A 13136-nucleotide genomic window follows, 5' to 3' on the forward strand; every position below is an offset into this window, starting at 1 on the left:
TTTATAAGATGTCGTTTATAGAAAAACCTATCCCAATTCTATTGGTGTGTGAGTTGTAGTCTAACAGGCTCTCGCCATAGCCATTAAAATACTGCGCATATAGCCTTAAGTTGCCTATGATGGGGTAACTCCAGGTGACTTCTACTGCACCATAATTAGGTTGATCTAAGTTGTTTCGTAGCAGCATAGTGAATCGGTGTTTATCTAAACCGTACACCGCATGAAATTCAAAATTACCCATGTAATCAGTAATATCTGGGTTGTCGTCGCCTCTTGCCGATGTCGGCGTCTCTTTGGCATCTTCAGGAATACGCCACCACACCTTGGCGCTCAATGCAAAAGGGCCACTGTCGAACACCATGGTGCCATAAATACGATTCCAGCTACGGGAGAGATCACCTGCTTGACCATTGGATTGATGCACCGCACCGATACCCCACAACGAGTTAGTTAGCGGGCCAATTTGCCAATCGTTATTGAATAGCATGAATATTTCCGGTTCATGATTAGTCTCGCGAAACGGTGATGAGATCTCTTTATTGTAGACCTGCCAATAGGATTGATTGGTGTAGGCAAAATACAAGTGACCATTGTCGCCAAATACGTTATACATCAGCGGAAACTTGAAGCTAATTTGAAATTTAGCTTCCATTTTATCTATGTCGGCCTCAGTGTTTTCTATCTCTTCTCTGAAAGGGTCGATGTTAGGGGTGGTGTTATAGGTAAAAGGTAGGATGTAGTTGACCTTGTGTGGGGTGATCACAAAGGGAAAGTCTGCGGTGGCTAACTCCACTTTTATTCTTTCATCGACTAATGATTCGCTTTTTTTCGTTGAGGATGTTTCTGGCTGGTCAGCGCTAAAGGCTGGCGTAGTAAACGTAAGTAGTCCAAGCAGAGGCATCCAATAACGATACTGAGATATTTTCATCCATGCGTTCCTTTTAACATATGAGTTAATGTGGCTATAACAGTAAAAGCTAGATCTGTTTTAACATTTGAGTCGCCATACTGCATCTTTTATCTGCTCCGCGCCGATTTCAACAGCTTATTCGCCTTGGTTATGCCTCTTCATTGATGTGCCGCTAATAACTAAATGGAATAAAATCTAATTATTATATATTTTTTAAGTAATAAAAATGGCGCTATATTAAGCTGACTATATATTGGCAGAGATGCGGACATGGAACTAATTACTTTACCTAGGCAACAGGATCGCGGCAAAGTGTGGCTGGTTGGTGCTGGCCCTGGCGATGTTGAGTTACTGACGCTCAAGGCTTTTCGCATCTTAAAACAAGCCGATGTGGTGCTTTATGATGCTTTGGTGAGTGAAGATATTATGGCCTTAGTGCCAGTAGCTGCCGAGAAAATTGCCGTGGGTAAACGTGCAGGAAAACATAGCGCCGCCCAAGATGAGATCAATCAACTGCTAGTCACTAAGGCGTACACCCGCAAAAATGTGGTACGCCTTAAAGGAGGAGATCCGTTTATCTTTGGTCGCGGCGGTGAAGAGCTAGAAACCTTGGTTGAAGCTGGCGTCACCTTTGAAGTGATCCCCGGCATAACGGCGGCGAGCGGCACATCTGCCTATGCTGGCATTCCATTGACTCACAGAGATCATGCTCAAGGCGTGACCTTTATTACCGGGCATTGCAAATTGGCGAGTCGCCCGCTCGACTGGCAAAGTTATGCCAACAGTCAAAACACCCTAGTGATCTATATGGGCATTTTAAATGCGCAGACGATAAAGCAAGGGCTTATTGAAGCTGGACGTGCACCAGCGACACCAGTTGCGATCGTATCTAAAGCGACGACCCATGAGCAGCGAAGCTTTATCGGGACCTTAGATGAGCTGGATCAATTAGCGGCATCGCCACAATTACAGACGCCAGCGCTGATGATTATCGGTGAAGTGGTTGGATTAGCTCAAAACCTTAACTGGTTTAATCCTAAATCTGCAAATTGCAACGTGGCGCAAACGGGTCAATAATCAATTTTAAAATCTTTACTAAACAAGGCGTTTAGCGCTTTAACATACTCTTCATCTGGCTTAGGGCGCACCAATTGGGCAAGTTCATCCCCGGTAGGCGTTAAGCGATAGTAGTTAAATTGCAGGTTTCCATGTTTAGGGGTGAGCGTCATGCACTTACCCGACAGTGTCAGGCTGATAGCGGTTTTAGAGTTGAGAACTCCGGTTTCAAATTCGCTTTTATGCAGTAATCCGGCATCCACCAAGGTTAAGATGGCAGAGTAGGGTAAGCCAAATTGTGACAGGGCAATATGGGTATTATCTGACTTGCGAAACAGCTGTCCAATCCCACCAGAATGGCGATACCCCATGAGTAACTTCAGCTTAGATTCGTTATTAATGGTCACGCTCATGCCTAAGGCTTTTTCAAAGATCTGCGCCTCTTTGTGCGTCAGCTGTTTGAGGGTCGATAGGCTGCGTAAGCTAAAGCGGCCGGGATTGGTGAGCTCATTGGCTAAAATACGTCCCCATAAGGTTTGCATGTTACGGTTATGGATCTGCTCTGCTAACTGAAAAAATTGATGTATCCAGTCGGGGTCTAAGTCAGCGCCAATCACATCTGACGGCGTTTGTGCGAGCGCAATGGTATAGATAGTTTCTAGATTACTTTGGTATTGGTTGACCAACAGAGTCTGCCGTTGCTGGGCGCGCGCTGTTATTGATGCCATCGAAGGGCGATAACCTTCCTCACCGCTCAAGCCTAAATAGCGGCCAAGTGATAAGGCCTTTTTGCGGGCAGAGACATCAAGCTGATTGTGTTGTGAAGCGCTAGTACCCTTTTCTGTCATGGTTTAAATATGTAATTGTGTGATGAAGTTATAAGCAGTTTATCGCACTATTATTAGCCTTGCCTTGCTTAATTTCATCTTATTTATTGCTGATGTAAGTCAGTTGTTTTTGGTTTGAACTTTAGGACTTAAGCTGCGGATTTTTCATGGTTAGGTGTGAGCGCGAGCTTGTTATTGAGGTTTGGGATGAGTGTCGTTACCTTTAATGAGTAATGGTTGTATTTGTGATGCAGGTAAACTTAGCCGATGTTTTGCTGCTAACCCTCGTGATCTGTTTCAATTAAATATTGCCACAAATCGCTTATGATGATTTTATTGGTTGATATTAATAAAGTTAGAGGTATCAGTGAGTAAAATATTAATTATCTATTCTAGCGTGCATGGACAGACACGTAAGGTCACTGAGCATCTCAAGCAACATCTTGAATCTTTTGGCGATCAGGTTACCTGTGCCAGTATTGATGCTGTACCAGCACTTGAAGCTTTTGATAAAGTGGTGCTAGGCGCCAGTATTCGTCACGGTAAACATCATCCTGCAGTCTATGACTTCATCAGCCAAAATATGCAGGCCTTAAATGACAAGGTCAGCAGTTTTTTTTCGGTCAGTCTAGTGGCCAGAAAACCGGCTAAAAACACGCCAGAAACCAACCCTTATATGCAGGCTTTTTTAGCTAAAACGTCTTGGAAACCTAAGTTACTGGCCGTATTTGGGGGCAATTTAGATTATCAAGGCTATAACGCCCTCGATAGAAATATTATTCGCTTCATCATGTGGCTCACTAAAGGGCCGACGGCGCCAGACACTCGGGTGGAATATACCGATTGGGATAAGGTGAGCGAATATGCGAGTCAATTGCATCAACTGTAAGTGTGGCTTAAGCCTAGGAGAGGGCAAATATGCTCCGTAAACTGGTTAACAAAACCATAGAGTACCAACATCTGCTGTTGATTTTGTTATCGTTATTTTTGATCCTCACCAGCAGTTGGATTGTTATGGGGCGCAGTATCAGGCCGAACGCTTCAGTCTGGGACTATCTGCATGTTTATTTGGGTATGGTCGTTGCTGGTTTGTCAGTGCCGATGTTGCTGGCTAATGTTGCTAAGGGCAAGTGGCGTCAGTTTTTTCCTTGGCTTATGGGGGATTTTACTCAACTGAGTCGTGATGTTTGCGGCCTAAAGCGCGGCAACATTCCTGCGGCAGGAGGGCGAGGTCTCTTTAGTGTGATTGAGGGGATTGGCTTGATATTGCTATTGTTAGTCTCGTTTACTGGGGTGATGTGGTTTGTGACTCAAGGCAGCAGTGAAGCGTTAAATTGGCGCAGTTATCATCAGAGTAGTGCTCACGGATTTATAGGGTTTATGTTAGTGCACTGTGTATGCGCTGCGGCGCATCTTATTGACTTGGTTCGTAACTAATCCAAGTAACTGTCTGTTTGTGACAGCTGCATCACGTCATGGTGAGTTGATCTGCATGAATAAGAGCCTGCGCTTATTAGCGTTTATTAACCATGAGCTCTGTTAATCAGAGCTAGAAAGTCAGTTTACCGCTAGTTTCAATTAAGCCATGGGCGCTAGGCGTTAACATAGCGCGTTGCTGCGCGATTTCTGTTTAGCGAGTAAGCAGCCTATTGGATTAATGAAAACTCTAGGGCCTGTTGATCTTTGCTGGTTGAATTTTGTTCGAGACAAAAACGTTTTAATCGAGGCGAGTGGATTGCGGCCTAGTCATCTAAGCAAAATTCACTTAACAAAGAGTAAAACGTTTTTAGCCGAACCCTTCGGGCAGCGTTTGTTGGGTATTTTTACTGCGTTCTCAGCTTTTTATGTAGAATAACACTACAAAGCTTCTGCCTTGTATAAATACCCAGCAACTCGCTGCAAAAACAACCTTGAAAGATCTACAGGTCCTAGATAATTAAAATTCTAGATGAAGTGAAGTTTGCAGCTACTTGAAGCTAATTTTTGCTGTCATGTTAAATCTCACTAGAGTTTTTGGCGGCGTAAAGGCCTTATTATGGTTAATGAAATTTTAAAATTACCTTTACCAACTTACTGATAAAAATGTTATTTATCATCTTTAATTGCATTACAGCTCTGTTTAGTTGCAATACTCGATAATACTGGATAGATTTAAATAAGTAGCGCAAAAGAGAGACTTGTTTTTAATCGTTAGCCGGAGTGTAAACATATACCATGTATTATCAAAATGATGATGTTCGTATCAATAAAATCAAAGAGTTATTACCTCCAGTCGCGATTCTTGAGCGATTTCCTGCTACCGAAAATGCATCTGCTACCGTTTTTAATGCGCGTAATAGTATTCATCAGATATTAAAGCAGCAAGATGATCGCCTCTTGGTGGTGGTCGGTCCGTGTTCTATTCACGATCCTGTGGCGGCGCTAGAATACGCACAAGGGTTGGTGAAGGTGCGAGAGCAATATAAAGATCAACTTGAGATTGTCATGCGGGTCTACTTTGAAAAGCCGCGCACCACAGTGGGTTGGAAAGGACTAATCAATGATCCCGATATGGACAATAGCTTTAAATTAAATGATGGCCTGCGCACTGCGCGTAAGTTGTTACTGGATTTAAACGATATGGGGGTGCCGACTGCGGGTGAATTTTTAGATATGATCACACCGCAATATGTTGCCGATCTGATGTGCTGGGGGGCAATAGGTGCCCGCACGACTGAGTCCCAGGTTCACCGTGAATTAGCGTCGGGCTTATCTTGCCCAGTAGGATTCAAAAACGGAACCGATGGCACCATTAAAGTGGCGATCGATGCGATTGGCGCCGCCAGTGCCCCACACCATTTCTTATCGGTGACTAAATACGGTCATTCTGCCATTGTGTCGACTAAAGGTAATCCAGATTGTCATATCATTCTGCGTGGTGGCAAAGAGCCAAATTACAGTGCAGAGCACATTAAAACGATTAAAGAGCAACTACTTAAGGCGAAGCTGCCTGCCAATATTATGGTGGACTTTAGCCATGCTAATAGCTGCAAGCAGTTTAAACGTCAGTTGCTGGTGGCTGAAGATATTGCAGGACAGATAAGTGCGGGTGAGCGAGCCATTTTTGGCGTGATGGTCGAGAGTCACCTCGTCGAAGGGCGCCAAGATCACGTAGAGGGGCAAGCTTTACGTTACGGGCAAAGCATTACCGATGCGTGTTTGGGCTGGCAAGACACGGAAACATTACTGGGCTTGCTTAACCAAAGTATTATACGTCGTCGCGAAACAGTTTAAGTAATGCGAAGAGGGAGCCAATGGCTTCCTCTTGCATTAATGTTAATGCGATTAACGACTTTGCTGAGTAATGAGGTATTCGTTAGCCTTGGCTAAGCTGCCAAAAGAGGAGATCAAATTGCTCTGGCCTTTTTGTTGAATTTCGGGGTTATTCGACTCTGTCATCATCCATACCCAAGTTTGTATTAACGGTAATGGTGGGTATTGCGCGTCAGATGATTGTGGCATATCGGCTTCCTTAACATTTTGCGGGTTATTCCCGATGCTCTATACAATATGATTGAGCGACTTTACGTGATGCCGAGATTATCAAAAATTGCAAGATCTGATAACCCCTTGAGGTTATGTGTCTATTGGCTATTTATGACCCATCACTCAGCAAAAAGTTAACCTAATTCTAATACTTTTTAATTGTTATTTACCACAATTTAATTGTTATTTACCACAAAAGTAACACTAAAGTCCATCGAGCGATTGAGGTTGGCGATTGTTTGATATGCATGCAGGAGTATTCCTTGTAGGTCATTTCTCGTTGGGTATATTAAGTGATCTTATCTATAGGTGGTGAGTACGTTCTAACCGTGGGCAATAGCAAACGCTCAATGAGAATTACAACCTTAAGCCAATGTGTTTTACCCATTGGGCATTGATGTTTTTTATTATAATACGGAGCCGCTATGCGCCCCACGCTCTATTTTGATGGACCTATAGATAAATTAAATTGGCATGTGTTGAAGCTGCTTTGGCCCTATTTGTTGGAGTTTAAAGGGCGGGTGATACTGGCTTTGCTATGCTTGGTTATCGCTAAATTGGCCAGTGTTGGTTTACCCTTTGTGCTCAAAGAGATTGTCGATACTTTAGATAAAGCATCTACAGAGCAAATTATTAGCGTGCCCATAGCCTTAGTCGTCGCCTATGGCGGAATGCGGCTGTTAAATACAGTCATTTCTGAGGTGCGTGATACCTTATTTGGTCGAGTGACAGAGCGAGCGATTCGGCGTCTTGGCTTATCGGTATTCCAACATCTACATCGACTGGATTTAGCCTTTCATTTAGAGCGCCGCACCGGCGGTCTGTCTCGTGATATTGAACGTGGTACCAGCGGCGTCAGCTTCTTGATGCGTTTTATGGTGTTTAATATTGTCCCCACCATGTTAGAAATCGCCTTGGTGGTGGGAATTTTGTTTTATAACTACGGTTGGCTGTTTGCGCTGATCACCTTAGGCGCTGTGGTGGCTTATATTCTATTTTCAGTGATAGCGACCGAATGGCGTACCGGCTTCGTTCGTGAAGCTGCCTTGGCCGATTCACAATCTAATACCCGCGCAATCGACAGTTTATTGAATTATGAAACCGTTAAGTATTTCAATAATGAAGAATATGAAGCGCAAAAGTACGATCAAGCATTGCAACGCTGGGAGCGAGCAAAGCGCAGTAATCGCTTATCATTGTTTGCCCTTAATGCAGGGCAAGCATTGATTATTTCGCTCGCGATGACCTTGATGCTAGCGTTAGCTGCGCAGCAGGTTAGCGCAGCGGTAATGACCATAGGTGATTTTGTGTTGATTAACGCCTTTATGATGCAGCTGTTTATGCCGTTGAACTTTTTAGGTTTTGTCTATCGGGAGATCCGCGGCGCCTTAGCCAATATTGAGCGCATGTTCTCTTTATTAGACCGAGTCCCCATGATTGAAGATAAGCCAGATGCTGCCAGTCCTACACTGACACAAGGCTACCTACGTTTTGAACATGTCAGCTTTAGTTATGATGGCCGCAAGATCCTTGATGATGTGAGTTTCGAATTACCCGCAGGTAAAAAAGTGGCTATTGTAGGCGACAGTGGTGCGGGCAAATCCACCATAGTTAAACTGCTATTTCGTTTTTACGAAGCACAGTCTGGGCAAATTTTTATTGATGGTGAAGATATTACACAACTGAGTCAACATGCTCTGCGACAAGCCATAGCCATAGTGCCGCAAGATACTGTGCTATTTAATGATTCACTACTGGAGAATATCCGCTATGGCTCACCAAATGCGACTGATGAACAGGTGCAGGGGGCGATTAAGATGGCTCATTTAGCCGGATTTATTGAGCAGCTTAATGATGGCTGGCATACCAAAGTGGGTGAGCGCGGCCTAAAACTCTCAGGCGGTGAAAAGCAGCGAGTCGCTATTGCTCGAGCTATTTTAAAAGGATCGCCATTATTAGTATTTGATGAAGCCACATCATCGCTTGATAGTCATTCAGAGCAAGCTATTTTGACAGCATTAAAAGAGATGGAAAAAGGCCACAGCAGTTTGGTTATCGCCCATCGTTTATCGACAGTGGTTGATGCTGACCAAATAATAGTGCTTAGCCAAGGCAAGATAGTAGAGCGAGGTGATCATCACAGCTTGTTAGAAGCCAAGGGCTTGTACCATAAATTATGGACGGTGCAGCACCAGTATTAATTAGCATTCGGTTGAGATTATTGGTGAGTTAATTAATCAGTCAACTTATCTAATTTGCTTGGATGGGCTTACTTTTTAGGCTGATGTCTCTGTAAGTAGGGGCTTAATTGCCCCGCTGTCAGATTTTTACAAGAAAACCAATGTGACGGGGTCAACCACAGAGATTAAGGTGAACAAGAATGTATGGTGATGCTTTAGCAAGCGTATTTTACAGCTCAATTGATTATTTCAGTTAATCAATGTGGCGTGGTTAACCACAGAGGTTAGGCAAAGTAAAGACTGATGGTGACTTGTAGGGGACCATAATCAAGGGAACTTTGCGATAATGGCGGTATACCATAGTGGTTATTGTTACAGTTAATGATTGTCGCTAAAGAGACAGCGATTAGGCTGTTTTTGAGGTATTAATAGGTCTCCAACCATCACAAAGTAGACTTAGTTTTGTATTGCCCGCATTGTAAGGCGTAAGTCGTATGATCTCTCCACCCTTAAAACAGATAGTCTCACCTTCGATGACGGTTAACCGATCACAGTTTTGACAGCTGACCGAGAGGGGTTTACTTTTCCCACCCGCTCCAAAAAACGAATCACTCACCAGATGTTCTCCTTGTATTGACTTTATGCTAGCTGTACCGCTATTCCATATGTCGCTAATGTAGTCAAGTGTAGCGTATAAAGCTAGTGCTATCGAGACTCATGCAAGCGACTGTAGATTAATAACTCTATTAAGCGCCTTTTTGGGCTCGCTGTTTTCCAATTTTGCTTAAACCAGGATCATATACAGTCGTCGTTTTTTCGACGATTCTGATGATAACGGTTTTAATATTTGACTGTTGCTGCGCCACTGCTACGGGCTGAAACACCAAGTTATGATGAATATACTGCACAAGAGTCGTTTTGCTATGTTAGCGCTATGTCACATTATAATCGCGACATAGTAATCTAATTGAGGGTAAAACTCGATCTAATTAGCACTTTTTACTTAAAGCGTATCATCTTGATACATTTTAAGGCGTCATATAGCAAAGCTGGATAAAGGTAGGGATAAAAGCTAAAGCTGTTCGAAAAATGGTCGATAATAGAAGTTAGGCCAAAGAGTCATTATCGCTTAGAGAGGCAGTTATGCAGATCAATAATCATGGCACCGCCGTGTCAGAAACGGCACGTAATAAATCAGAAACCAATACGAATCACGGCCAGCAGGTGGCGGATGTGGCTAACACTAACACCGCCCAGGCAACCAGCAAACAGCTAATGAATACTGCCATTTTGTCAGCACAACAAGCAGTGAATCTCAGTTCAGCTAATGAACCTATGCGGTTACTCTATAAGGCGGCAATAGCCTCAATAAATGAGCATCTTGCCCCCAGTATGGGGCAACGGGCGATTGAAACGGCGGTTGAGCAAGGTGTTGATACCTCAGCAGAAGCGACAGCTGAGCGCATAGTTAGCTTTGCTACGCAGTTTTTTAGCGTACATCAAGAGCAAAACAGTAATATGACCTTTGACGAACAGCTGAACTCATTTATGGAGATTATTGGCGGCGCGATTGATCAGGGGTTTGATGAAGCTAAAGATATTCTGTCTGGTTTAAAAGTCCTTGAAGGGGATATTGCCGATGGTGTGGAGCAAACCTATTCTTTGGTGCAGCAAGGATTACAAGCATTTCGTGACAGTTTTAATCCAGAAGTTGAGCCTGTATAAGGGGTTGCAGTTTAATCGCTGTCGTGACTTATTTAAGGGGGGCACGATTTACGCGGCTTAAGATGTTACCTTGACTCTATTCTCAATAACCTCAATGATGGTGTTTATCGACCTTGATTAAACTCTCAAAGGGGGCGCGAATGTGGCAACAGGCATACGTGGTAGAGCGTATAGATTGGAACGAACGATTATTTACGTTGAAGCTGTCTGCTGATATTGGTGATTTTATTGCTGGGCAGTTTATTAAGCTCTCACAAGTAATCGATGATAAAAGAGTGGCCCGAGCTTATTCATTGGTTAATGCCCCTTCGAGTCAGTATCTTGAGGTTCTGGCGGTAAGGGTAGAAGAGGGCAAGTTATCTCCGCAATTACAGACGCTAAATGTTGGCGACAGTATCGATATCTCCACTAAAGCGACGGGCTTTATGACCCTAGATGAATTGCCCGCTCAAGGCCAACATTTATGGCTGTTTGCTACTGGTACGGCTGTAGGGCCTTTTATCTCTATGATGCGAACCGAGCAACCTTGGTTACGTTTTAATAAGGTGATTTTGGTTTATGGGGTTAGGCAGGCGAACGACTTAGCTTATTACCAAGAGTTACAGCAGCTTGAGTTAACCTATCCGCAGCAGTTTGAACTCGTCACCTCTGTGACTCGTGAAAAAGGCGTTGGCACCATAGATAGCCGTATACCTGATGCCATGGCTGCAGGCGTTATTGAGGCGCAAGTAGGACTTCAATTAACCCCAAAAGATGCTCAAGTGATGATTTGTGGTCACCCTGAGATGATTAAAAGCCTGACTCAACAGCTTAAAGAGCGTGGTTTAGCCACTAATTTACGCCGAGCGCCTGGTCAAATCACGGTTGAAAAATACTGGTAACAAGGCTTTGATGGCAACTGCCTTGAGGGCCATCATTTAGTCGAATAAAGTGGAACCAGTAGATAACGTATCCTCGCTTTAAGGCGACTTGCATTAAGATTGATTGACCTAAAGAGCAATGACGGTTGCTGTAATGGTATCGTCCTTTCTTAACTGCGCAAGCTCTCCATTATTATATTAAGTATCTGTTTTAAATTGACTATATTTGGGTTTGTCGTGTTTTTCTCAGTATTAATACTTTGGTTTATCGCGCCACTCAGTATGCGGCTTTACTCGTTGCAAGTAGGTCAACTGTACGCCAGTGTTACAGTTGGTCGGATTGGCGGCGGCCGTTACGCTTGAAGCTTCTTCGGTTTTGTTCACCAAAGGTTCCGTAAAGTTCATGACTGACACCAAATTGTAACCGCCGCTCCCCATCGAATTTTCGTCTATCGGCATGGTGAACATAGCGACAACGGCACGGTGTTGTACTGCATCCTTTCAGGGGAAGCATAGGCGCTTGCGCAGAAAGGTAACGTTTACCTTGCAGTGAGTGGGCGCTGGTACAATCCATTGCATCATTGACAATTTCTACACTATGAAAATTCGTATTCGTTGACGAATATTGCTGCTCAGCAAGAGGCGGGAGCTCACTAATAGGCTTAGCTTTGGTTTTTCTTCGTACTGTTTTTGTTACTTTTTTTCGCCTTATACCTAGTCTGTGCTTAAACAGATACAGCAGTAGCATGAGCGCCAAGAGCAGCGCGATGATTTTGATTGGCATATTTATTCTCTGTGATGTTATCGCTTGTCTGGTTTTACGCTTACTTGTTTAGTGTAGTCACTGCTATTAGCTAAGCGCAAAATTGCCGATATAGGATGTTTTTTTAATAATTCAACTTGCCGTTATGTGAGGTTTTGATTACCCTAGTCGCAATTGATAACCATTATCATTATCGGTTTGTGACTGGAGAGTTGAAATGAACTTTACTAAAGGCATTATTGCGCTAGGTTTGGCTTGCATGACATCAATGGCAAGTGCTGCTGATACGTTAACGATTTACTCATATCGACAGGCGTTTTTGATTGACCCCATTTTAACTGACTTTACCAAGGAGACTGGTATTGAGGTGAATGTGGTCTTTTCTAAAAATGGTATTGCCGAACGTATTGCCAGAGAAGGGCGCTTATCTCCAGTTGACTTAGTACTGACGTCTGATTTTTCTCGCTTAATGGAGTTGGCCGATAAAGGTTTGGTTGCCCCAGTGCAAAGTGATGTACTTGAGGGTAATATCCCGCAGGCAATGCGTTCGCCCACCGGTGAGTGGTTTGCGTTAACCCAGCGGGTAAGAAATATTTATTCATCTAAAGAGCGCTTAGGGCCGTTAGATATTACTTATGAAGATCTTGCCGATCCTAAATATAAAGGCAAAATTTGTACTCGCAGCGGTAAGCATCCCTATAATATTGCCTTGGTAGCCTCAATGATCGCGCATCATGGTGAAGCTGAAACCAAAGAGTGGTTAAGCGGTTTTAAGGCCAATTTGGCCCGTAAGCCACAAGGTAATGATCGTGGTCAGGTGCAAGCCGTTAAAGAGGGCTTGTGTGATATTGCCATTGGTAATAGTTACTATTTAGGCAAAATGTTGCAAGACCCCAACCAAGTCGCTTGGGCTGAAGCGGTCAATATCAACTTCCCTAATCAAAGCAATCGTGGTGCGCACATTAATATCTCGGGAATGGCGTTGGCCAAGCATGCTCCTCATAAAGACAACGCGGTTAAATTAATGGAATACTTGTCAGGTGATGCCGCGCAACAATCTTATGCGCAAATCAATATGGAATACCCGGTTAAAGTGGATGTTGCACCATCAGAGTTAGTCGCCTCTTGGGGCGAGTTTAAAGCCGATGCGTTACCCATTTTTAAATTGGCTGAGTATCATCAGGCAGCCGTAAAATTATTAGATGAAGTGAAGTTTGATCTATAAAAAAATAGCAGCTTAAACGCTATTGGTACTTTGATAGCCTTCTTATTAGAAGGCTATTTTGCTTT

12 protein-coding genes and 1 pseudogene are annotated in these 13136 nt (G+C 43.6%); 9 read left to right on the top strand and 4 right to left on the bottom strand.

The genetic code is table 11. The features are described 5' to 3' along the window. Window position 1 precedes the first annotated feature (1 nt). The gene (locus AC0VXX_RS03415) at window positions 2–922 is read right to left on the bottom strand and encodes a phospholipase A (RefSeq protein WP_475516929.1); all 921 of its coding nucleotides are present in this window, start codon (window positions 920–922) and stop codon (window positions 2–4) included. Window positions 923–1180: 258 nt separating this feature from the next. Between AC0VXX_RS03415 and cobA the strand changes: the two genes are divergently transcribed. After that, window positions 1181–1987, top strand: a complete 807-nt coding sequence (gene cobA / locus AC0VXX_RS03420) for a uroporphyrinogen-III C-methyltransferase (protein WP_475515917.1) — start codon at window positions 1181–1183, stop codon at window positions 1985–1987. On the opposite strand, the gene AC0VXX_RS03425 is transcribed toward cobA, so the two are convergent. Continuing rightward, window positions 1981–2814: a TIGR03899 family protein gene (locus AC0VXX_RS03425; RefSeq protein ID WP_475515918.1), complete on the bottom strand. Its 834-nt coding sequence runs from the start codon at window positions 2812–2814 to the stop codon at window positions 1981–1983. The two genes, cobA and AC0VXX_RS03425, sit on opposite strands and share 7 nt — an antisense overlap. Window positions 2815–3160: 346 nt before the next feature. Between AC0VXX_RS03425 and hemG the strand changes: the two genes are divergently transcribed. The 4 genes and pseudogenes from hemG (at window position 3161) to aroG (ending at window position 6066) form a co-directional block, all read left to right on the top strand. Next, window positions 3161–3682 (top strand): menaquinone-dependent protoporphyrinogen IX dehydrogenase, encoded by a 522-nt coding sequence (gene hemG / locus AC0VXX_RS03430; RefSeq protein ID WP_475515919.1) that lies wholly within the window; start codon window positions 3161–3163, stop codon window positions 3680–3682. Window positions 3683–3711: 29 nt separating this feature from the next. Then, window positions 3712–4230, top strand: coding sequence for a cytochrome b/b6 domain-containing protein (locus AC0VXX_RS03435; RefSeq protein ID WP_475515920.1), 519 nt, complete (start codon window positions 3712–3714; stop codon window positions 4228–4230). A 298-nt stretch (window positions 4231–4528) separates the two neighbouring features. Then, window positions 4529–4729, top strand: a pseudogene (locus AC0VXX_RS03440) (hypothetical protein). A gap of 278 nt (window positions 4730–5007) precedes the next feature. Continuing rightward, on the top strand, window positions 5008–6066 hold the full coding sequence (gene aroG, locus AC0VXX_RS03445; protein WP_475515921.1) for a 3-deoxy-7-phosphoheptulonate synthase AroG: 1059 nt from the start codon (window positions 5008–5010) through the stop codon (window positions 6064–6066). Between the two features lie 51 nt (window positions 6067–6117). Here the strand turns inward: aroG and AC0VXX_RS03450 are convergent, their stop codons facing one another. Further along, window positions 6118–6294: a hypothetical protein gene (locus tag AC0VXX_RS03450; RefSeq protein WP_475515922.1), complete on the bottom strand. Its 177-nt coding sequence runs from the start codon at window positions 6292–6294 to the stop codon at window positions 6118–6120. Window positions 6295–6743: 449 nt separating this feature from the next. Between AC0VXX_RS03450 and AC0VXX_RS03455 the strand changes: the two genes are divergently transcribed. From AC0VXX_RS03455 to AC0VXX_RS03465, 3 genes are all read left to right on the top strand, one after another. Then, a complete protein-coding gene (locus tag AC0VXX_RS03455; protein WP_475515923.1) occupies window positions 6744–8519 on the top strand; it encodes an ABCB family ABC transporter ATP-binding protein/permease in 1776 nt (591 codons plus the stop codon). Between the two features lie 1122 nt (window positions 8520–9641). After that, window positions 9642–10223, top strand: coding sequence for a DUF5610 domain-containing protein (locus tag AC0VXX_RS03460; protein ID WP_475515924.1), 582 nt, complete (start codon window positions 9642–9644; stop codon window positions 10221–10223). Window positions 10224–10363: 140 nt separating this feature from the next. Next, window positions 10364–11104, top strand: a complete 741-nt coding sequence (locus tag AC0VXX_RS03465; protein WP_475515925.1) for a ferredoxin--NADP reductase — start codon at window positions 10364–10366, stop codon at window positions 11102–11104. 304 nt (window positions 11105–11408) lie between these two features. On the opposite strand, the gene AC0VXX_RS03470 is transcribed toward AC0VXX_RS03465, so the two are convergent. Next, window positions 11409–11867, bottom strand: a complete 459-nt coding sequence (locus AC0VXX_RS03470; protein ID WP_475515926.1) for a hypothetical protein — start codon at window positions 11865–11867, stop codon at window positions 11409–11411. A 196-nt stretch (window positions 11868–12063) separates the two neighbouring features. Between AC0VXX_RS03470 and AC0VXX_RS03475 the strand changes: the two genes are divergently transcribed. Continuing rightward, window positions 12064–13071 (top strand): Fe(3+) ABC transporter substrate-binding protein, encoded by a 1008-nt coding sequence (locus AC0VXX_RS03475; protein WP_475515927.1) that lies wholly within the window; start codon window positions 12064–12066, stop codon window positions 13069–13071. Window positions 13072–13136 lie beyond the last annotated feature (65 nt).

Source organism: Shewanella sp. QJM3NY_23 (assembly GCF_056173105.1).

What these genes read in the sequence shown, in the direction of transcription:
- AC0VXX_RS03455 (WP_475515923.1), top strand. Translation starts at nt 6,744, where the DNA reads ATGCGCCCCACGCTCTATTTTGATGGACCTATAGATAAATTAAATTGG.
- cobA (WP_475515917.1), top strand. Translation starts at nt 1,181, where the DNA reads ATGGAACTAATTACTTTACCTAGGCAACAGGATCGCGGCAAAGTGTGG.
- AC0VXX_RS03460 (WP_475515924.1), top strand. Translation starts at nt 9,642, where the DNA reads ATGCAGATCAATAATCATGGCACCGCCGTGTCAGAAACGGCACGTAAT.
- AC0VXX_RS03435 (WP_475515920.1), top strand. Translation starts at nt 3,712, where the DNA reads ATGCTCCGTAAACTGGTTAACAAAACCATAGAGTACCAACATCTGCTG.
- AC0VXX_RS03450 (WP_475515922.1), bottom strand. Translation starts at nt 6,294, where the DNA reads ATGCCACAATCATCTGACGCGCAATACCCACCATTACCGTTAATACAA.
- AC0VXX_RS03465 (WP_475515925.1), top strand. Translation starts at nt 10,364, where the DNA reads ATGTGGCAACAGGCATACGTGGTAGAGCGTATAGATTGGAACGAACGA.
- AC0VXX_RS03470 (WP_475515926.1), bottom strand. Translation starts at nt 11,867, where the DNA reads ATGCCAATCAAAATCATCGCGCTGCTCTTGGCGCTCATGCTACTGCTG.
- aroG (WP_475515921.1), top strand. Translation starts at nt 5,008, where the DNA reads ATGTATTATCAAAATGATGATGTTCGTATCAATAAAATCAAAGAGTTA.
- AC0VXX_RS03425 (WP_475515918.1), bottom strand. Translation starts at nt 2,814, where the DNA reads ATGACAGAAAAGGGTACTAGCGCTTCACAACACAATCAGCTTGATGTC.
- AC0VXX_RS03475 (WP_475515927.1), top strand. Translation starts at nt 12,064, where the DNA reads ATGAACTTTACTAAAGGCATTATTGCGCTAGGTTTGGCTTGCATGACA.